The sequence below is a fragment of the Pseudoalteromonas sp. P1-13-1a genome (assembly GCF_001401875.1).
Lineage (GTDB): Bacteria > Pseudomonadota > Gammaproteobacteria > Enterobacterales > Alteromonadaceae > Pseudoalteromonas.
In genome coordinates this window covers 1-21,284 of the sequence record NZ_LKDV01000048.1, presented here as the reverse complement: position 1 = coordinate 21,284, position 21,284 = coordinate 1, and the positions used below count along the sequence as shown (strand labels likewise).

The following is a 21,284-nucleotide window of genomic DNA, read 5'->3' as shown; positions in this document are numbered from 1 at the left end:
TTATTCTTACATGGATGTAAGTCATTAGAATAACGCAGGAGCAGTTATCGAGCCCACTAGGTTACAAACCTCGCGCCGCGATTTAATCGTCCCTAGATTGAACAAATTTCAATCCGCAAAGATCAACACGCCCTAGTTCAAATATTGTATTCCAGCATGCCGATACGCTTTCAATATCCCTTTGGTAATCTTTACGTGACACCAAGCGACCTTGCTGGTTTAGGCTTAATACGTGGTAACGCGAGCGATAATCAATATACGCTTGAATCAACTGCTGCTTTTGCGCTTTAGTGATACACCCAATCGCAGCAGCGTCTGTAAGTATTCTCACGTTATCAGAAAATTCCGTTAACTGGCTAAACTGAGGGGCGTTTTTAAGCACTAAATATTGAGTTATAAATTCAATGTCGGTCATGGCGCCTACATCTTGTTTTAAATCAAATTGCTCTGCGTTTCCCTTCGCTAAGTGGTTCCGCATTTTTTCGCGCATTTTAAGCACATCTTGCTTAAGTATATCTACATCGCGCGGGGCACATAATATCTCTTTACGAATTTGAGCAAAACGCGCTCTTAGCTCATCTTGACCTAATATTATGCGGGCGCGCACAAGCGCTTGATGCTCCCACGTCCACGCTTGGGTTTGCTGATAATGATTAAAGCTTTCTAAGTTAATAGCCAATAAACCAGAAGCACCTTCAGGGCGCAAACGCGTATCAAGTTCATACAATATCCCCGAGGCAGTGCGGGTATTAAATAAATGCATTAAGCGCTGCGCAAGTTTTAAATAAAACTGGCGTGAAGTAATCGATTTATCGCCATTGGTACTGCTATTACCGTCGTGATTATGAACAAATACAAGATCTAAATCAGAGTCGTAGCCGACCTCAAAACCGCCTGTTTTACCGTACGCAATAACCGCAAACCCTTTATGCTCGTCATCTGTATTTGGCGGCATACCAAAACGCTTAACCGTGTTATACCACGCTATATTAACTGCTTGGTCTACCACTGCTTCTGCAAGTGCAGTTAAGTGATCGCTTACTTTCATAACATCAATCACACCGGTTGCATCTGCAGCCGCAATACGTAATTGATGTGTTTGCTTAAACTGCCTAAGCGCTTCCATTTGCAGCTCTAGGTCGTCGTGCTCTATACGTAAAAAGTATTGGCGTATTTCATCTTTATAGGCGCTCAACGGCGTAGGTTTGTAAAGCGCAGCAGGGTCTATTAGCTCATCAAGCAAAATAGGATAACGAGAAATATGCTCCCCTATCCACTTACTGTGGCAGCACAATAATACTAACTGTTTAAGCGCGCCTTGGTTTTCGTACAGTAATTCAAGGTAAGCTGTACGCGATACAATTTTATTTAAAATTCGGCATACCATGGTAAATGTTTCACCGCTGGCATTAAAATCGCTCAGCTGTTTGAGTAATAAGGGCATGAGCTTATCGAGAATATCACGCCCACGATTACCTATATTTACCTTACTTAAACGTTGTTTAAAGTCATGAAGAGGCACTTGCCATTGCTCTTTTATATCGTTTAAAAAGCTCACATCACCATGATCCCACGCACTTATAAACGCACCTTCGCAGGTATCAAGAGGGACCGTTTCCTCCCCTATCACCAGTAAAAATTCATCGTGAATTTTAGTCATAACCTGCTCAATGTGCGACATAGTATGATTAAAGCTTTCAGATTCGAGCAAATAATTTAGCCGCGCTTGATTGAGCTCATCATCTGGCAGGGTTTGTGTTTGTTGATCGTCAAACATTTGTAAATATTGCTCAACCTTACGTAAGTGCAAGTAGTTATGCTTTAACTCATTTGCTTCTTGTTCATCCATCGCTTGGTTTAGAATTAACTGCTCTAGGGCATACAGTAGCGATTGAGTTTGTAAGTTTGCCTCTCGCCCACCGCGCACCATTTGCAAAGCCTGGACAATAAATTCAACCTCACGAATACCACCTGCTCCTAACTTTATATTATTAGTCAGGCGTTTACGTCGCACCTCTTGAGCTATCATTAGCTTCATTTTTCTCAGCGATTCAATCACCGAAAAATCTATATAACGGCGATAAACAAAGGGCTTTAAAAGCTGGATAAATTCATCCCAATACTGATTAGGTGTGCCTATTAAGCGCCCTTTTAACATGGCGTAGCGTTCCCAATCGCGGCCTTGCTCTTGGTAGTAATCTTCTATAGCGTGAAAGCTCATCACTAAAGGCCCACTTTCGCCAAATGGACGCAAGCGCATATCAACCCTAAATACTTGGCCATCACCAGTGACTTGGTTAAGTGCATTAATCAGTTTTTGCGCTACCTTTGTGTAGAACACTTGCGCTTCAACAGGTTTACGCCCACCTTGAGTAGGTACATTGCGCGGATAGGCAAAAATTAAATCTATATCCGATGAGTAATTAAGTTCGTGACCGCCCAATTTACCCATGCCTAAAACCATTAAGGGCAAAGGGTTACCTTGCTCATCGAGAGGCTCACCTGCTGTTTTTGCAGTTTGTGCATGCGCCCACCTATTGGCGCTACTAATCAACATATCAGCCAATAGGCTTATGTATTTAATACTGTCACTAATTGGGTTATCGCAGCATAAATCGAGGTAGGCAACTTTTAGCCAGTATTTTTCTCGGTACTGGCGCAAAATTTTATTACACTGGTTTTCATCTATCTGTAGCAGATCAAGGCCGTCGAATGGCGCGGGAACGTCTCGGCTAAATTGCTCGTCTGGGTTTATTAACCAGTCTTTTAATTGAGGTTGCGACTCTAAACTACGAAAAGCAAAGTCGCTCAGAGCACATAATTTTACAACTTCTTCTTGTATAGGTTGCTGCGGATAGAGCTGTGCAAAGCGGGCTGAGCCAAGTTTCTGTAATTGAATAGGAAGTTGCATTTTATTACTCATCAATCCTCTCTTTTATATATTTACTAACCATACTAGAATAACTAAAACCAAGAAAGGTTATCTCTACTTAGGATCAGCATGTCATATTTATCATTATCTAACACCAGTTTAATTGCGATTGCTATTAGTTTTGCGGTTATATGCATTACGATTTTTAGCCTGAGAATTGTTGCTCAAGTAAAAGCAAAACAAGCACTTAAAGATGAGCTAGCGCAGCATGATAACTTTGCCATGGGTATTAGCTTCGCTTCAGAGATTACCGTGGTTATTGCCACCATGGCATTTTTATTTGATGAAATTAGTATGAGCGCAGCACAACATAATCCCTTAAAAGTGATTGTTTTAATTGTTCTGTTATTTACATTTATTAAAGCTGGTCATTTAATTCACAGAAAATGGATTTTGCACAGATTTAATGAAGAAGAAGCCATACTAAAGCAAAATGTATGTGCCGCAATGGTGGATTCTGGCATGTTACTAGCCAACTGCATTATTGCACTGGGACTTTATACATGGACCCATGCACAAGGGTTTAGCAACTTACTCATTGCTTTTGTAAGCTTTTTTACGTTACAAGGGATGTTTGCACTAGATAGTAAGATACGTGAATACCGCTTTGCTAAAGCAAACCAAGGTGCCTCGCTGCAAAGCAACTTTAATTTAGAAAACACCTCTATAGGCATTAGATATGCAGGAAAATCAATAGGTTTAGCACTCGCTGTTTACGCAGGGCTATCAAGTGCTGCCTTTCAAAATGGAAAAATGGTCGAAAATATATTTACACTGGTAATGCATTGCGGTGTAATGTGGGTGTTATTATATTGTTTAAGTTTTGTAATAAAAGCAATTTCATTGCCCAATATTGATACTGCTTTAGAGGTAGACCATCAAGACAATATAGGCATAGCATGCATTGAGTTTGCTGTTTTTTGTGCTATAGGCTATTTACTTATTAGCATGTTTTCACTTTAACGCCACGCTATTAAATAAGTCGCCAAGCGCCCCGTATTTAGTTAACTGGCACAACACATTTGCATAAAGCAACGGGGCCCTATGTCATTTGAAGTAACTAACTATTTGTTAATTGATATAGACAACGAATTTAGTCGCACATTTGCTGAATATTATTTTAAGCACGCCACACCCAATACACCCAGCACCTTAATAGTTGCAGGCAGTAACACCCGTAAGCTGGTTAAAATGATGTTTGACGAGCTTATTAAAGATTACTGTTATTGCGATTTAGAAAACGAAATTAGCGTATCTGAGTTGGCCACTTACCTGCATGAGCATCACGATATACAGGGGGTGTTATTTAATAACACCGACTACCTGCTAGCCGACGAAAAACAACGTTTTATTTATAATTCTCTACATGAAAAACGCTATGTAGTCAGTGCTGATGATAGCGGCTATACATTCGATCGTATTACTGACGAAGGCTTTAAAAATCACTTATCGTGCGACACAGATATTGCTGAAACACCCAAAGATTTAGTCGCACTAGCCAAGACACTCAAATAAATAATTGCGTACAACGCCCTGCTTACTTACCATAGCGATATACACAATTACGCTATACGATAAGTGATTCCCATGCGAGTACCTCATATTTATCAGGCATCGAGTATTGCCTTAAACACCCCGGTTTCTTTAAACGACGATGCAGCGGGCCATATTGGCCGCGTATTGCGCATGAAAGTAGGCGAACATGTGTCTATTTTTAATGGTGAAGGCGGTGAATACTTCAGTGAAATTATAGAGGTCACTAAAAAGTCAGTTGTTGTTATGCCACTACGTTTTGATGAGCATAATGTCGAATCTGAGCTTAACATTCATTTAGGCCAATGCGTATCACGCGGCGACAAAATGGACTTTACCATTCAGAAATCTGTTGAGTTAGGTATTAACGAAATCACCCCTATTTTTAGTCAGCGCTGTGGCGTTAAACTCAGTGGCGACCGGTTAGAAAAAAAACACCAACAATGGCAAAAAATTGCAATTTCAGCCGCTGAACAATCGGGACGTAACTATGTGCCAGTTGTTCATCCACCGGTTGATTTAAAGCAATGGCTTGAGCAACATACAGACGAAATTAAGCTCACCTTGCATCCGCGAGCCGAGCACAGTATTAAAACAATAACCGTTCCAAGCGCCGGTGTACGCTTTTTAGTAGGCCCTGAAGGGGGCTTCACTGACGAAGAAATGGCGCAAACTAAACAGCAAGAATTTGTTGATATTCGTTTAGGGCCACGTGTTTTACGAACAGAAACAGCCGCTTTAACGGTCTTAAGTGCATTACAGTTACAATTTGGCGATTTAGCTAATTGAAATAGCTCAATGGCACCCTCATATTAAAACTATTAACACTCTAGTAGTAATTATAATTAGATTAAGGCACAGCGCATGGCGATAAAGTTAGGTATTATTTCTGATCCTATTAGTGGATTTAACATCAAAAAAGACACCGGTTTTGCAATGATGATGCAAGCGCAAGAACGTGGCTATGAAATTTATTACATGGAGATGGATGATTTATCACTTCGCCAAGGTAAGTCGTATGCAACCGCAGCAAAAGCGCAGGTATTTAATAACACGCAAAAGTGGTACGAACTTGAAGAGAAAACCACAATAGCACTTGCCGACCTTGACGTTATCTTAATGCGTAAAGATCCCCCGTTCGATACAGAGTACATTTACGCAACGTATATATTAGAACGTGCAGAGCAAGAAGGTACGTTAATTATTAATAAGCCACAAAGCCTGCGCGATGCTAACGAAAAGCTATTTACAGCGTGGTTTAGCGAGCATACGCCCGATACATTAGTAACACGTAGCCAAGCGCAAATACGCGCATTTTTAGCTGAGCATAAAGACATTATTTTAAAACCACTTGATGGCATGGGCGGCGCGTCTATTTTTCGTATCAAAGAAGATGATGCAAACATTGGTGTTATTTGTGAAACGCTCACTGAGCACGGTAGCCGCTTTGCTATGGTGCAAAATTACCTTCCAGAGATCAAACAAGGCGACAAACGCGTATTGGTTGTTGATGGTGAAGTAATTCCGTATTGTTTAGCGCGTATTCCACAAAATGGTGAAACCCGCGGTAATTTGGCGGCAGGTGGTCGTGGTGAAGCCCGCCCACTTAGCGAGTCAGATCTTAAAATAGCGCAAGCAGTTGCCCCTACACTTAAAGAAAAAGGGCTAGTGTTTGTAGGCTTAGATATTATTGGCGACAAGCTCACCGAAATTAACGTAACTGCACCAACCTGTGTACGTGAAATTGAAGCCGCTTACGATATATCTATTACCGGTATTTTGTTTGACGCCATTGAGCGTAAGCTAGCTAAATAAATACCATTTAAAAGTCCATTAATTTAAGTATTTCATACAATTAATGGACTTTTTATACGCTACATATATCTATGCCATACTCAAAGTTCAATAAGTATTCATAAACTAAAAGGGTGAAATCTATGCAATCATTAGAAAATCATTTTTTAATCGCTATGCCGTCGATGCAAGACCCTTTTTTTAAACGTGCCGTTACCTATATTTGTGAGCACAATGAAGATGGGGCTATGGGATTGGTGATCAACCAGCCTATTGATGTAACCGTTGGTGAGCTTTTAGATAAAATAGAAATAGACAACGACAAAACTCAACAAGCTGCGCAAGTCTCTGTGTTTGCAGGTGGTCCGGTTAAAACCGACCGGGGTTTTGTACTTCATTCACCTCAGCCTGGTTATTCTGCAAGCCAAAAGCTCAGCAGTGATATAATGATCACCACATCAAAAGATGTACTTGCCAACCTGACCACCGCCCACGCACCTGAGCAATTTATTATTACGCTTGGTTATTCGGGATGGGAGCAAGGACAACTTGAGCAAGAGCTTTTAGATAACAGTTGGTTGATCATTAAAGCCGATCCGAAGATCATTTTTGATACGCCGGTTGAAAAACGCTGGGAAAAAGCAGTTTCAATGCTGGGCTTTGATGTCAGCCAGCTTTGCAGTGAAGCTGGACACGCTTAAAGAACCATAATGACGAAAAAAAACCTTAAACCTCAAGGCCAACGTACCGTAATGGGTTTCGACTTTGGCACAAAAAGTATTGGTATTGCTATAGGGCAAGAACTCACTGGCAGCGCCTCTAGCCTCAAAGCTGTAAAAGCCCAAGATGGTATTCCTAACTGGGAGCATATTGCAGTTCAAGTTAAAGAATGGCAACCCGACTTAATGGTGGTTGGGTTACCGCTTAATATGGATGGCACTTCGCAAGAGGTAACCTTTAAAGCTAAAAAGTTTGCTAACCGCTTGCACAACCATTACGGCATACCGGTGCAAACACAAGACGAGCGACTCACAACTGCCGATGCAAAAGCGCGTTTATTTGAGCACGGTGGCTATAAAAATTTAGGAAAAGGAAATGTCGATAATATGTCGGCCGTGATTATTTTAGAGAGTTTTTTTGAAGCCAGTTATGGTGAATAAGTCATTTTATCCCTAAAAAAAGCGCCTACCGGCGCTTTTTTTAAGGATAGAATGCAGTGTTAATTGCTGTTTTTATCATCGAGTCCATCAATGGTGACACCTTGTAAAAACCCTGCACCTTGTTGCTCGTTGTTGCGCAGTTTAATCATTAAGCGTAAATCATTTGGCGAGTCAGCATGATGCAGCGCATCGGCGTAGTTAATACGTTGCTGTTTGTATAGCTCAAATAAAGCTTGGTCAAAGGTTTGCATGCCCATTTCTTTAGATTTAGACATGGCCTCTTTAATACCGCCAATATCGCCACTTTTTATTAGCTCTGCCACCATGGGGGAATTTAGTAAAATTTCTATCGCGGCAACACGCCCTTCCCCATCAGAGGTTGGAATAAGCTGCTGAGCTACAATAGCGCGTAAGTTAAGCGCTAAATCGTACTTAAGCTTATCGTGCTTTTCTTTGGGGACTAAGTGCATAATACGGTCAATGGCTTGGTTTGCGTTATTAGCATGCAATGTGGCTACACATAAGTGGCCGGTTTCAGCAAAGCTCAGTGCGTATTCCATGGTTTCTTGCGAGCGTATTTCACCAATTAATATTACATCTGGAGCTTGACGTAGTGAGCTTTTAAGTGCCGATTCAAAGCTGTCGGTATCAAGCCCTACTTCGCGCTGAGTAATAATACTTTTACGGTGCTCGTGTACAAACTCAATCGGATCTTCAATGGTGAGTATATGACCACGCTGGTTGCGGTTTCTGTAACCGATTAAGGCAGCCAGTGAGGTTGATTTACCCGTACCAGTACCACCCACAAACAACACTAACCCACGCTTTGACATAATTACATCGGTAAGTGTAGAGGGCAGCCCTAAATCACTTACATCTGGTATTTGCGTTACAATACGGCGAATAACCATGCCCGCTCTATCACGCTGCCAAAAAGCCGATATACGAAAACGCCCTTCGTCTGTGGCTATCGCAAAATTACACTCTTTAGTTGAGTGAAACTCATTTTTTTGTTTATCACTCATTGCTGACTCTACTAGCGCGAGCGATTGCTCATCACTCAACTTATCGTCACTAAGAGCGATAAGCTCACCATTAATTTTTGCGCTAACAGGTAACTGACTAGATACAAAAAGATCAGAGCCTTTTTTCTCGATCATAATTTGTAAAAAGTGATTTAAAGATAAATTCATAGTAAGTCCTTAGCCACCAAACTGTGTTTTGTCTTGGGCTTTTTCTTTCGCGGCTGCAGTAGTCACAATACCGTGATTAACTAAATTATTTAAACATTGATCCATGGTTTGCATACCGTGTGATGCACCCGTTTGAATAGACGAATACATTTGTGCAATTTTATCTTCACGTATTAAGTTACGAATCGCCGGCACACCAATCATAATTTCGTGCGCGGCCACTCGTCCACCGCCAATTTTTTTAAGCAGTGTTTGCGAAATAACGGCGCGCAGCGACTCAGAAAGCATTGAGCGCACCATGTCTTTTTCTTCACCTGGGAATACATCAATAATACGGTCAATGGTTTTTGGTGCCGAGGTGGTGTGTAGCGTGCCAAACACTAAGTGACCGGTTTCAGCGGCGGTCATCGCAAGGCGAATGGTTTCTAAGTCACGTAGCTCACCGACAAGTATTACATCGGGGTCTTCACGCAGCGCGCTGCGCAATGCATTAGAAAAGCTGTGCGTATCACGGTGCACTTCACGTTGGTTTATAAGGCTAAGTTTATTATCGTGTACAAATTCGATAGGATCTTCAATGGTGAGGATATGGTGATGTTTTGTTTGATTTATATAATCGACCATAGCCGCAAGGGTTGTTGATTTACCTGAACCCGTTGGGCCGGTAACCAATACTAAACCACGCGGGTTATCTGATATTGTTTTAAAAATATCTGGCGCACCTAAATCCTCAAGCGTCAGTACATCGCTAGGGATGGTACGAAACACCGCTGCAGGGCCGCGGTTTGAGTTAAATGCGTTAACACGAAAACGCGCAAGGTTAGGCACTTCAAACGAAAAATCCACTTCTAGGTTTTGTTCGTAGTCCTTGCGCTGATTATCGTTCATAATGTCGTAAACAAGACTGTTTACGTCTTTGTCTGCAAGTGCAGGTATATTAATGCGGCGAACATCACCATCTACGCGTATCATAGGTGAAACACCTGACGATAAGTGTAAATCAGATGCTTTGTGTTGCACACTAAACGCTAATAATTCGGTAATATCCATTTATGACTCCACAACTAACTGATAAATATATGGTTACAATAGCAGAACGACTCACATCCGCCTACGCTAGAATTGCCAGCGCGGCCAAAAATGCTAAACGTAGTAGTAATGAAATTACCCTACTAGCAGTATCAAAAACAAAACCATGCGACGATATTATTGCTGCTTACAAGCAGGGCCAACGCCAATTTGGCGAGTCTTATGTTCAAGAGGCTGTAGATAAAATAGCTCAACTACACACATTTAGCGACATCATTTGGCATTTCATTGGCCCAATTCAATCAAATAAAAGCGCCCTTGTTGCCGCTAATTTTGACTGGGTACAAAGCGTAGATAGAATAAAAATAGCTAAGCGATTAAACACTCAACGCCCCGCTGATAAAGCCCCTTTAAACGTGCTTATTCAGGTAAATATAAGCGCAGAGGAGGCAAAGTCGGGCTGTAGCATTGAGCAAATACCCGAGCTGGCTGAGTTTATTGACCAATGTGAACAGCTTACTTTACGCGGTTTAATGGCTATTCCAGCTAAAAGCGACGATCCGAGTGAACAAAGTCAATCTTTTGAGCAATTACACGCTTGCTTTGATAAACTAAAGGCCCAATATCCTCATATAGATACGTTGTCGATGGGGATGAGTAATGATGTTGAAGCCGCCATAAGCGCAGGCTCAACCATGGTGAGGATCGGCACAGATATTTTTGGAACGCGAACTTAAAAGGTGATAACAGACATATGTCAGATAAAACAATCGCATTTATAGGCACAGGTAACATGAGCTACGCCATTATTGGTGGCATGGTAAAAAACGGTTTTAATGCAAACAACATCATTGCGACAAACCGCAACCAAGAAAAGCTTGCCAAGGTAGCAGACGATTTCAAGGTGAAAACCACCAGCGACAATAACGAAGCCTTACGCGATGCTGATGTCATTGTATTGTCTGTTAAACCACAAATGATGGGCGATTTATGTAAATCGTTTCAAGATTCGGGTATCGACTTTAGTGATAAACTGTTTATTTCGGTAGCGGCGGGTTTAACCGTTAAGCGCCTGCGAGAAATGCTAGGCCAAAACGTTAAAATGGTACGTTGTATGCCAAACACCCCATCGTTACTTGGGCGTGGTGTATCGGGTTTATTTGGCGCAGATGAAACAGCTGAAGAGCACGACTTTGTACAACAGGTATTTGAGTGCACAGGTATTGTTGTGTGGGTTGAGCAAGAGTCACAAATCAACGATATAATAGCCGTAACAGGCTCATCGCCCGCTTACTTTTTCTTATTTATGGAAGCAATTGAAGAAAAAGCGAAAGCACTTGGTTTTACCGATGAAGATGCACGCCGCTTGGTGCAGCAGACAGCGCTTGGCGCAGCCGAAATGGCATTGAGCCAACCAGAGATAAGCATTTCGCAATTACGCGCTAATGTAACCTCTAAAGGCGGCACTACCCATGCAGCTGTTGAGCATTTAAAAGGCGAAGGCCTAGTGCAAACAGTGAGCGATGCAATGGATGCGTGTATAGCGCGTGCGATGCAAATGGAAAAAGAACTTTAAAACTACTTTTTATTGAAGGTTACACTATGAATGCCATGCAATTTTTGATCAGTACCCTGTTTGATTTGTTTTTAATGGTGGTGCTACTGCGTTTTTGGCTACAGTGGGCAAAAGCCGACTTTTACAACCCAATGAGCCAATTTGTGGTTAAAGCAACCTCGTTTGCGGTCAACCCATTGCGTAAAATAATACCTGGCCTAGGCGGGCTCGATTTAGCCTCTCTATTGCTGGCATTTATAGTGGCTGTAGCCAAAATTAGTACTTTAATGCTGGTTATATATGGCGCATGGGCTGCACAACCTGTGTTTATACAAGCGCTTATTACCGTATTAAAAGAAGGCTTAAACTTAGTATTTTGGGTATTGATCATACGCGCTATTTTAAGCTGGGTAAGTCAAGGTTATAACCCTATAGAAGCGGTTTTCCATCAGCTTACTGAGCCAATGCTCAAGCCACTTCGTAAAATTATTCCACCAATGGGTGGCTTAGACTTATCAGTGCTTGTACTAATTATTGGTATTCAGTTTTTACAAATGCTGCTGATGGACTTGTTAGCCTAAATTTTTGTTATAAGCAAAAGAGGCCCTTTGGCCTCTTTTTTATATAGGACACCACAATGAACCGTTTAATTAAGTTTTGCTTTATTAGTTTTTTAGCCTTTGCTTTTAATGCCCACAGTGAAGAGATGCAAGGTGCACAATACAAAGAGCTAGGGCCTTGGCAAGTGCATTACATTGCTTTCCCATCTACTTTTATTCAGCCACAAATAGCAAAAACCTATGGCCTTGAACGTAGTGGTTATAAAGGGATTGTTAATATTTCAGTACTAAAAAATAACAGCGATAAAACCGCGCAAACTGTAAAGCTAAGCGGCACAGCAAAAAACCTACTTGGTAATAAACAAACCCTCACTTTTAAAGAAGTACAAGAAGGTGACTCAATTTATTACCTTGCCCAAGTAAATTACACCAACGAAGAAATTTTACGTTTTGAAATTGAAATACAACAAAATAATCAATTTCAAAAATTACAATTTCAGCAAAAATTTTATGTAGATTAACATCATGACCAAAACATTAGTGCTTGCCACAGGCAACCCAGGTAAAGTAAATGAGCTGGCAAACATGCTCAGCCCGCTTAACATAAACGTCGTTCCACAAAGCGATTTTAATGTAGGCGAAGTGGCCGAAACCGGCACCACCTTTGTAGAGAACGCGATAATTAAAGCCCGCCATGCAGCTAAAATTACCGGTATGCCAGCCATTGCGGATGACTCGGGCTTAGAGGTAGATGGCTTAAATGGCGCACCTGGGGTGTACTCAGCGCGTTTTGCCGGTGAAAACGCCAGCGATCAAGATAACATAGACAAACTGCTTAATGATTTAGGTAGCAACCCTAATCGTAAAGCGCGTTTTTGGTGTGTATTAGTATTAATGCGCCACGCCGATGACCCTACCCCACTTATTTGCAGCGCAAGTTGGGAGGGCGAAATTACACAAACCCAAAATGGCGAAGGCGGGTTTGGTTACGATCCGGTATTTTTTGTTGCTGAGCAAAACTGTACCAGCGCCGAGCTCACCAAAGCGCAAAAAAATGCAGTGAGCCACCGCGGCCAAGCACTTAAAAAGTTACTATTAGAGCTTAAAAACAAAGGCGGCCTGTGAACCTTCCACCATTGAGCTTATATGTACACGTACCTTGGTGCGTGCAAAAATGCCCCTATTGCGATTTTAATAGCCATGGGCAAAAAGGCGATATTCCTGAAGCTGAATATGTTCAGCATTTAATTGACGACTTAAAAGCCGATTTGCACTTGGTGCAAGGGCGTAAGATTCATAGTATTTTTATTGGCGGCGGTACACCAAGCTTATTAACGGGTGATGCTTATACCCGGTTATTAAGCGAAGTTGATGGCCTAATTGGCCTAAGCGACAACTGCGAAATAACCCTTGAGGCGAACCCAGGTACAGTAGAAACGAATCGCTTTAAAGAGTACGTTAAAGCGGGCATTAACCGGATTTCTATTGGCGTGCAAAGCATGCAAAACGACAAGTTAAAAGCACTTGGCCGTATTCATGGTGCCGACGAAGCGCACTACGCTGCAGAGCAAGCTAAGCAAGCCGGATTAAATAGCTTTAATCTTGATTTAATGCATGGCCTACCAGGGCAAAGCCTTGACGATGCACTAAGCGATTTAAAAAAGATTATTGCTTTAAATCCGCCACATATATCTTGGTATCAGCTTACTATTGAGCCAAATACTCAATTTGCATCCAAGCCGCCAACTTTGCCACAAGATGAAACCTTATGGGATATTCAAGAGCAAGGCCAAGCACTCCTTGCCCAAGCAGGTTATATTCAATACGAAATATCCGGTTATGCAAAGCCTGGCTTTCAATGCCAACATAACTTGAATTATTGGCGTTTTGGCGATTATCTCGGTATTGGCTGTGGCGCTCATGGTAAGGTGACCGATGCAAAAACCGGTGTAATCACACGCACCGAAAAGGTTAAACACCCACGTGGTTATATGGATATGTTAAAACCATATATGTACAAAAATTGGCAAGTAGAACAAGACGATTTAGCCTTTGAATTTTTTATGAATCGTTTTCGCTTAGTAGAGCCTTGCCCAGTTGAAGATTTCAGTGCGCTGACTAGTCAGCCGCTACAAAGCCAGCAAGCGGCTTTAACTAAAGCAATAAATGCAGGCTTGTTAATACAAGAAAACGGCCACTGGCAAGTAAGCCTTAAAGGCCATCGTTTTTTAAATGACCTGCTAGAATTGTTTGTGTAGTGGTTTTTGACCACGCGCGATAAACATAAAATACAAGCAAATAAATATAATACACCCTAATGGGTTTCTAACAACAAAGGGAAAACAATGCGTAAACTTACCTTTATTGCAGCTGCCGTGAGCGTTGCTATTTTAGCCGGCTGCCAGCAGGCACCACAACAAACAATGCCAGCGCCTGCAGTGCAAGTACAACCTGTGCAAAGCGAAATAGACAAAGCGAATGCGTTTTTTGAAGATACCTTTAACCGCGATGTAATGAGCAGCCCGGTTTACCAAACTTACATGGGTATTAAAAAAGACTACGATAAATGGGATGACGGCAGCGAAGAGCGCAAACTAAAAGACTTAGCACAAGCAAAAGCCGATTTAGTTGAGCTAAAAGCCATTAATCGCGACCTACTCGATGATGCCACTAAAGTAAGTTACGACTTAAAAAAACAAGACCTAGAAAGCTCGATTGCTGATTTTAAATGGCGTTACCATAACTACCCAGTTAACCAAATGTTTGGTACGCACTCTATGGTGCCTGCGTTTTTAATTAACCAGCACTCAATTAGTAACGTTAAAGAAGCTAAAGATTACATTGCACGTTTAAACGGCGTACCTGCAGTATTTGATCAGCTTATTACTGATTTAGAAACCCGTGCTGATAAAGGTATTATCGCGCCTAAATTTGTGTTCCCACATGTGATAGATTCGAGCAAAAACATCATTCATGGTGCGCCGTTTGATAAAGGCGAAGACTCAACACTATTAGCCGACTTTAAACGTAAAGTAAGCGCCCTTGAAATTAGCCAAGATGAAAAAGATGCCTTAATCAGCGATGCAACTGATGCATTAAAATCAGCCGTAAAGCCTTCTTACTCTAAGTTAATTAATTACTTAGCACAGCTAGAAAAACGCGCTGATAACCGCGATGGCGCATGGAAACTGCCTGACGGTGAAACGTTTTACAATAACGCACTTAAGCGCACCACCACAACTGACTTAACCGCTAAAGAAATTCATGCTATTGGCCTTGCTGAAGTAAAACGCATTCATGATGAAATGCGTGAAATTAAAGACAAAGTAGGCTTTAAAGGTGATTTAAAAGCGTTTATGCAGTTTATGAAAACGGATAAACAATTTTATTACGCCAATGACGAGGAAGGTAAGCAGCGTTATCTAGATGAAGCCACGGGTCTAATCAACACCATGAAAACTCGCCTAGATGAGTTATTTATTGTTAAGCCAAAGGCTGACCTTAAAGTTAAAGCCGTTGAAGCATTCCGCGAAAAAGCAGCGGGTAAAGCATTTTACCAACAACCTGCGCCAGATGGCTCACGCCCTGGTATTTACTACGCAAACCTTTACGACATGGAAGCAATGCCAACGTACCAAATGGAAGCATTAGCGTACCATGAGGGTATTCCGGGTCACCATATGCAAATTGCTATTTCACAAGAGCTTGAAGGTGTACCTAAGTTCCGTAAGTTTGGTGGCTACACAGCATACATTGAAGGTTGGGGTTTATACTCAGAGTACATTCCTAAAGAAATGGGCCTATACTCAGACCCTTACTCAGACTTTGGTCGCCTTTCGATGGAATTATGGCGTGCGTGTCGCTTAGTAGTTGATACCGGTATTCATGCAATGAAATGGACTCGCCAAGAAGGTATTGATTACTACGTAAATAATACGCCTAACGCCACATCTGACGGTGTTAAAATGGTTGAGCGTCACATTGTAATGCCATCGCAAGCAACGGCTTACAAAGTGGGTATGCTTAAGATTTTAGAGCTGCGTGAAGATGCTAAAAAGCAACTAGGCGATAAGTTCGATATTCGTCAGTTCCACGACGTTATACTTAAAAATGGCCCTGTACCACTTAACGTACTAGAGAACTTTGTAAACGAGTGGGTAGCAAGTAAAAAAGCTTAATACTTGGTTATAAATAGAAAAAGGTCGCTGATGCGGCCTTTTTTGTTTTATAGTAATAAAAACGCTCAAAGGTAGAGTTAAGAATGGACTTAAGCATACAGTTACTTAATGCGCGCATTGCCAAGCATCAGCTAGACGAGCTTGATAACGACTTTAAACAGTTAACCCCTGCGCAACAAACATTGCAGCTAAACCACCTTTACGAAAGTGCCTTGCGAATGAGTATCAAATACGATTTTATGCAAAATGTGGCAACACGTATTTTAACAACCAACACCTTACCAACACCTTTTATAAACCAATTAACAACGACTGATGCATTAACGTTTTTTACACCGGCATTAAAAGAAAATAACGGCTTTTTAGCACAAGACAGCCGGGGAAATAATGTGCTGCACAGTGTATTTAAACACGCCCATGCTCACAAGCTGCCTTTTAACTACGTACGCTCATTAATGTTATTCGAATCTAACGATGGACTAGCAAAAGCCTTAGCACAAACTAATGCTAACGGCCTTACTCCTGTTGCCTGTTATATTGCTTATGCTGATAAACCTAGCACGCCAGTAAAGCATGAGTTTTCAGCCTTATTAGCGCTTATGGAAATAGAACAAAAACAAACCCCAACCGCTAAACAACAATTAGTAAATGTTTTAAAAGGCGCAAACATTAACGAAACCGGTATTTTACTTAGTGCAGCTTATCTGCAACGTTCAACAGCACACATTGCCCACCTAGTGAGAGCGATTTAGTCACTTAAATAATACTCTACACTGGTGACCACCCTCACCTTTTTAATGTGAGGGGTATTAGAGTCGCGATTACTAATACTAAATTGCCCTTGGCGCGCGGATTTTATTTTGCCAAGTGTTGAGTTCGAATCCTTAGCAAATTTGTTAGCGACTTCTCGGGCTTTTTCTGTAGCCTCTTGCACCATTGCAGGCTTGATATCGTTAAGGCCGGTAAATAAATATTCGACCCTGGTTTCGTAACTATCCTGTACTATTGCGATACCTTGCTTCGCCAGTTGGCTTACTTTGCCTAATGCATTTTGGACTTTGTCGGGCGCGTTAGAATAAACAATAATGTTAGCGCGGGCTAAATAACGAAATTTTTGATTATCGTTACCATATTCACGGGCCTGTTTATCAATAATTGACTGGCTGCCGGTACTTATTTCGTCATCATCAAAGCCATGTAACTTTAAAAAAGCAATCACGGCACTATTTTTTTGCTCAACTCGACTAACCAATTTTTCTAGGTTATTGTCTGCATCGGTGTATTGCAAGGGCCAAATAACCGTATCGGCATTAACCTCACGCTCAGCTAACCCTTTTACCTGCACACTTCGGTCCATACTTTTTACATCAACGGCAGCACTTTTAATAATAAAGCCAAATAAAACTAAGCCTATACTTAAACAAATAGCAGCAATAACAGTGTAAAAATGGGGTGTTTTATTCACAAAAATCTCCTTGATTGATATCAATAATAAGCATTTACGCGCTCGAAATAACACAGCAAACAGGGTACATTGTGAGTATAAATAACGCAAAACATTATCAGCCAAGGATATAGCATGAGCCTAAAGCGTATTAGCCAATTTTTTAATCCGGCCTCGGTAGCTGTTATTGGCGCCTCGAATACCTCTACTCGCGCGGGGTTTGTGGTTATGCGCAATTTATTACAAGGCGGATTTAAAGGGCCAATTATGCCCGTCACCCCAACCCATAGTGCAGTACATGGAGTGCTTGCTTATCCTGATATTGCAGCGCTGCCCAAGGTGCCCGACTTAGCCGTTATTTGTACTAATAAAAATACCTTACTAAGCATTATTGAGCAGTTAGGCCAGCTTGGCTGTAAAAGTGCGATTGTGATTGCCGATGGACTTTCATTGTGCCAAAAAACGGCCTTGAAACATGCAGCTAATCACCATAACGTTACCTTGCTTGGACCAAACTGTTTAGGGCTACTTATCCCGCATATTGGTCTCAATGCCAGCTTTTCACACACCGTAGCAGCACCGGGAAAACTGGCATTTATATCGCAATCTGCAGCGGTGTGCTCCACTATTTTAGATTGGGCTAAAAATAAAGAAATTGGCTTTTCGTATTTTGTATCTGTGGGTGATTGCCTAGATATTGATTTTGACGAGCTACTCGACTTTTTAGGCCGTGATGCAAAAACCAAAGCGATTCTGCTCTACATAGATAATATAGAGGATATCCGCGGGTTTATCTCAGCAGCACGCGCGGCTGCATTTAGCAAACCCGTCATAGCCATTAAAACGGGTAAAACTGGCGCAGGCGCACTGGCCGCCGAAATCCATACCGGTGGCAAACAAAGTTCAGATGCGGTGTACGATGCGCTTTTTCAACGTGCTGGTATGCTTCGGGTGAGTGACCTGCGCGAACTTTTTGCGGCCACGCAAACACTCGCCATTCACCCAAAACTGTTAAAAGTTGAGCAGTTAACCATTTTAACTAACGGCGGCGGACCGGGTGTCATGGCGGTTGATGAGCTGATTTTAAATTCCGGTAAGCTTGCCCAGCTAAGCGAGCAAACCCGAGCGGCACTAAATAAAGTGATCCCCCAGTCGGATACTACATCTAACCCTGTTGATATTTTTGGCGACTCTGCACCAGCCCGTTACAGGCAAGCATTAGAGATTTTACTACGCGCCGAAGAAGTTAAAAACTTACTTATTATTCATACTCCCTCAGCTCTTGCAGCCAGTGAAGACTACGCCGATATGATAGTGCAAACCTTACAAAAAATACCAAAGATGGCGCGCCCTTATGTCATGACCAACTTTATGGGGGAAGATGCAGCTTATGCCGCTAGGCGTGTTTGCTCTAACCATACTATTCCAACCTATCGCACGCCCGAGGGTGCCGTTGGCGCATTTATGCACTTGGTCAGCTATCGTCGTAACCAAAAGCATTTAACGCAAACTCCGGAATCAAACACTGACGATGCCAAAATAAATAAAACTGCGGCCACTTCACTCATTAATGAATTTTTAGAAGAAGATCAAAGCTACTTGCCCACGCATCAAGCAAGCCAAATCCTTAGTCATTATGGTGTTGAGTGTATTAAAACAGAAGTGGCCTACACGCCCACAGAAGCGCGTGAGCAAGCAATTGAATTAGGCTTTCCCGTAGCATTAAAGTTGATTAGCCCAAGTATTGCCTCAAAATCAGAAGTAGGGGGCGTGGTTCTTAACTTAAACGATGCAAACGAGGTTGAACAAACCGCCTTTGCCATGCTGATACGCATTAAAAACACCTATCCAGATGCTGTTATTGAAGGGTTTTCATTGCAAAAAATGGCGCCGCGCGCCGGCGCTAATGAACTGCGAATCGCCATTAAAACCGAGCCTAATTTTGGCCCCGTTTTATTACTTGGTGAAGCAGGTAATGGATTAGAGTATGCCCAAGCAGCCGTTGCTTTGCCGCCACTTAATATGAACTTAGCTAAATACCTCATTGCGGCAGCAAACGATAAAGGCGTATTAAAAGATCGTATCCTGCCAGAAAAAGTCGATAAATACCGCCTGTGCGCCCTGCTCACACGTATATCTCAACTTGTTGTCGATCAACCTGACATAAGTGCCATGGAGCTAAACCCTATTTTAGCCAGTAACGGCCAATTTTTAGTGCTTGATGCCACCATTACTGTTAACCGTTATCAGACACGTAGCGATCGTAAACGTTTATGTATACGCCCTTACCCTATTGACCTTGTAGAAGAAGTAACCCTTAAAAATAACACACGTGCTACATTAAGGCCTATTCGTCCAGAAGATGAAAAAGCCCACCAAGAGTTTGATCAATCCCTTAATAAAGAAGATCGCTACAAACGCTTTTTTGGCGAACTCCCCCAGTTTAATCACGATCAACTCGCAAAAATGACACAAATAGATTACGACCGAGAAATGGCCTTTATTGTTTGCCAACGCTTTGAAGGTAAAAGCCGCACCCTCGGTGTAGCGCGGGTTATTATGGACCCTGATAATTTACATGCGGAGTTTGCCACAGTGGTTCGCTCTGACTACCAAGGTTTAGGTCTTGGTAGGTTGCTGATGAGTGCTGCAATAAATCACTGTAAGCGCCAAGGCGTAGAAGTCATTGAAGGCATAACACTACCAGAGAACACCGGCATGATAGAACTAGCCCGTAAGTTAGGCTTTACTATCAGTCGTGATTTTGAAGAAGGCAGTATTAATATGCTGTTAAAGCTAAAAAAATGAAAAACACAGCACGGAAAACTTTAGCGCAGGTATTTGAAGGAACCGGTGATTACCGAACAGCAGGGCATATACTTGATACTGCACTAATTGCTTTAATTATGCTTAACGTTGTTGCCATTGTGCTTGAGTCAGTACCAAGTATAAATAAGCTTTATTACCCGCAATTTTTACTATTAGAAGTAATTTCAGTGGCTATTTTTAGCCTTGAATACCTCGCAAGACTTTGGGCCTGTGTCGATAAAAGCAAATACGCAGCTATAAAAGGTTCAAACGTAAAACGTCGGCTGCATTATTTTTTATCACCTTTAGCTCTTATTGATTTAATAGCCATTTTACCGAGTCTATTAATGTTCATGTTTCCTCTCGATTTACGTTTTTTACGGGTATTAAGGCTGCTAAGAGTGTTTAAACTTACTCGCTACTCTCGTGCAATGCAGTTGCTATTACAAGCATTTAAAGACGAAGCAAGTTCATTACTGGCCGCATTTTTTATAATGTCGGTGGTGCTTATACTCGCCTCGTGTGGCATTTATTTATTAGAGCACGACATACAACCCGATAAATTTGGCTCTATCCCTGCGGCTATGTGGTGGGCTATGGCCACGCTTACCACGGTAGGTTATGGTGATGTTGTGCCCATTACTCCTGTAGGTAAGCTATTTGGTGGGGTGATCACCTTGGTGAGCATGGGAATGGTGGCAATCCCCACGGGTTTGCTTGCTTCAAGTTTTTCAGAGCAAATACGTAAACGTCGTCAGTTTTTTGAAGACGCCGTACATGAACAAATCCATGACGGCAGCCTAGATGACTCACAGCGCATGCACTTAGAGGAACTTCGCTATAAACTGGGATTGAGTAAACTTGAGGCCAATAAAGCAATTAAAACTCAGCTTAATCAGCGTAACAGCCATTTATTTTGCCGTCACTGTGGTAAACGCCAATAAGCTTATTTTTACTAGGGGGGGTTACCTTTGCGGATTGAAATTTGTTCAACCTAGGGGCGATTAAGTCGCGGCGCGAGGTTTGTAACCTAGTGGGCTCGATAACTGCTCCTGCGTTATTCTAATGACTTACATCCATGTAAGAATAAGTAAAAAC

20 protein-coding genes are annotated in these 21,284 nt (G+C 41.9%); 16 read left to right on the top strand and 4 right to left on the bottom strand.

Annotation, left to right across the window (positions count from 1 at the left end; genetic code table 11):
- Positions 1-82 precede the first annotated feature (82 nt).
- Entirely contained in the window at positions 83-2,923 is a 2,841-nt protein-coding gene (gene glnE, locus AN391_RS18935; RefSeq protein WP_055016827.1) for a bifunctional [glutamate--ammonia ligase]-adenylyl-L-tyrosine phosphorylase/[glutamate--ammonia-ligase] adenylyltransferase, read from the bottom strand.
- A gap of 78 nt (positions 2,924-3,001) precedes the next feature.
- Between glnE and AN391_RS18930 the strand changes: the two genes are divergently transcribed.
- The 6 genes from AN391_RS18930 (at position 3,002) to ruvX (ending at position 7,419) form a co-directional block, all read left to right on the top strand.
- Positions 3,002-3,895 carry a hypothetical protein gene (locus AN391_RS18930; RefSeq protein ID WP_055016826.1) on the top strand — a complete coding sequence of 298 codons (894 nt, stop codon included), beginning with the start codon at positions 3,002-3,004 and terminating at the stop codon, positions 3,893-3,895.
- A gap of 81 nt (positions 3,896-3,976) precedes the next feature.
- Positions 3,977-4,447, top strand: coding sequence for a hypothetical protein (locus tag AN391_RS18925; protein ID WP_055016825.1), 471 nt, complete (start codon positions 3,977-3,979; stop codon positions 4,445-4,447).
- A 72-nt stretch (positions 4,448-4,519) separates the two neighbouring features.
- Positions 4,520-5,254 carry a 16S rRNA (uracil(1498)-N(3))-methyltransferase gene (gene rsmE / locus AN391_RS18920; RefSeq protein WP_055016824.1) on the top strand — a complete coding sequence of 245 codons (735 nt, stop codon included), beginning with the start codon at positions 4,520-4,522 and terminating at the stop codon, positions 5,252-5,254.
- Between the two features lie 75 nt (positions 5,255-5,329).
- A complete protein-coding gene (gene gshB / locus AN391_RS18915) occupies positions 5,330-6,280 on the top strand; it encodes a glutathione synthase (RefSeq protein WP_055016823.1) in 951 nt (316 codons plus the stop codon).
- Between the two features lie 122 nt (positions 6,281-6,402).
- The gene (locus AN391_RS18910; RefSeq protein WP_055016822.1) at positions 6,403-6,960 is read left to right on the top strand and encodes a YqgE/AlgH family protein; all 558 of its coding nucleotides are present in this window, start codon (positions 6,403-6,405) and stop codon (positions 6,958-6,960) included.
- 9 nt (positions 6,961-6,969) lie between these two features.
- A complete protein-coding gene (ruvX, locus tag AN391_RS18905; RefSeq protein ID WP_055016821.1) occupies positions 6,970-7,419 on the top strand; it encodes a Holliday junction resolvase RuvX in 450 nt (149 codons plus the stop codon).
- 59 nt (positions 7,420-7,478) lie between these two features.
- Here ruvX and AN391_RS18900 read toward each other — a convergent pair whose 3' ends face one another.
- Complete coding sequence (locus AN391_RS18900) at positions 7,479-8,612, bottom strand: PilT/PilU family type 4a pilus ATPase (protein WP_055016820.1); 1,134 nt, start codon at positions 8,610-8,612, stop codon at positions 7,479-7,481.
- 9 nt (positions 8,613-8,621) lie between these two features.
- Positions 8,622-9,662 carry a type IV pilus twitching motility protein PilT gene (locus AN391_RS18895; protein ID WP_004586840.1) on the bottom strand — a complete coding sequence of 347 codons (1,041 nt, stop codon included), beginning with the start codon at positions 9,660-9,662 and terminating at the stop codon, positions 8,622-8,624.
- 2 nt (positions 9,663-9,664) lie between these two features.
- Between AN391_RS18895 and AN391_RS18890 the strand changes: the two genes are divergently transcribed.
- The 8 genes from AN391_RS18890 (at position 9,665) to AN391_RS18855 (ending at position 16,686) form a co-directional block, all read left to right on the top strand.
- Positions 9,665-10,378, top strand: a complete 714-nt coding sequence (locus tag AN391_RS18890) for a YggS family pyridoxal phosphate-dependent enzyme (RefSeq protein WP_055016819.1) — start codon at positions 9,665-9,667, stop codon at positions 10,376-10,378.
- A gap of 17 nt (positions 10,379-10,395) precedes the next feature.
- Positions 10,396-11,217 (top strand): pyrroline-5-carboxylate reductase, encoded by an 822-nt coding sequence (gene proC / locus AN391_RS18885; protein WP_055016818.1) that lies wholly within the window; start codon positions 10,396-10,398, stop codon positions 11,215-11,217.
- Positions 11,218-11,243: 26 nt separating this feature from the next.
- A complete protein-coding gene (locus tag AN391_RS18880; protein ID WP_055016817.1) occupies positions 11,244-11,777 on the top strand; it encodes a YggT family protein in 534 nt (177 codons plus the stop codon).
- A gap of 56 nt (positions 11,778-11,833) precedes the next feature.
- The gene (locus AN391_RS18875; RefSeq protein ID WP_055016816.1) at positions 11,834-12,277 is read left to right on the top strand and encodes a DUF4426 domain-containing protein; all 444 of its coding nucleotides are present in this window, start codon (positions 11,834-11,836) and stop codon (positions 12,275-12,277) included.
- Positions 12,278-12,281: 4 nt separating this feature from the next.
- Positions 12,282-12,881: an XTP/dITP diphosphatase gene (locus tag AN391_RS18870; RefSeq protein ID WP_055016815.1), complete on the top strand. Its 600-nt coding sequence runs from the start codon at positions 12,282-12,284 to the stop codon at positions 12,879-12,881.
- Entirely contained in the window at positions 12,878-14,014 is a 1,137-nt protein-coding gene (hemW, locus tag AN391_RS18865; protein ID WP_055016814.1) for a radical SAM family heme chaperone HemW, read from the top strand. Before AN391_RS18870 ends, hemW begins: the two co-directional genes overlap by 4 nt.
- Positions 14,015-14,101: 87 nt before the next feature.
- The gene (locus tag AN391_RS18860; protein ID WP_055016813.1) at positions 14,102-15,934 is read left to right on the top strand and encodes a DUF885 family protein; all 1,833 of its coding nucleotides are present in this window, start codon (positions 14,102-14,104) and stop codon (positions 15,932-15,934) included.
- Between the two features lie 83 nt (positions 15,935-16,017).
- Entirely contained in the window at positions 16,018-16,686 is a 669-nt protein-coding gene (locus AN391_RS18855; protein WP_055016812.1) for a hypothetical protein, read from the top strand.
- Here AN391_RS18855 and AN391_RS18850 read toward each other — a convergent pair.
- Positions 16,683-17,399: an SIMPL domain-containing protein gene (locus tag AN391_RS18850; protein WP_055016811.1), complete on the bottom strand. Its 717-nt coding sequence runs from the start codon at positions 17,397-17,399 to the stop codon at positions 16,683-16,685. The two genes, AN391_RS18855 and AN391_RS18850, sit on opposite strands and share 4 nt — an antisense overlap.
- 114 nt (positions 17,400-17,513) lie before the next feature.
- On the opposite strand from AN391_RS18850, the gene AN391_RS18845 reads away from it, so the two are divergent.
- Positions 17,514-20,186 carry a bifunctional acetate--CoA ligase family protein/GNAT family N-acetyltransferase gene (locus AN391_RS18845; protein ID WP_055016810.1) on the top strand — a complete coding sequence of 891 codons (2,673 nt, stop codon included), beginning with the start codon at positions 17,514-17,516 and terminating at the stop codon, positions 20,184-20,186.
- Positions 20,183-21,130 carry an ion transporter gene (locus tag AN391_RS18840; RefSeq protein ID WP_055016809.1) on the top strand — a complete coding sequence of 316 codons (948 nt, stop codon included), beginning with the start codon at positions 20,183-20,185 and terminating at the stop codon, positions 21,128-21,130. Before AN391_RS18845 ends, AN391_RS18840 begins: the two co-directional genes overlap by 4 nt.
- Positions 21,131-21,284: the final 154 nt, after the last annotated feature.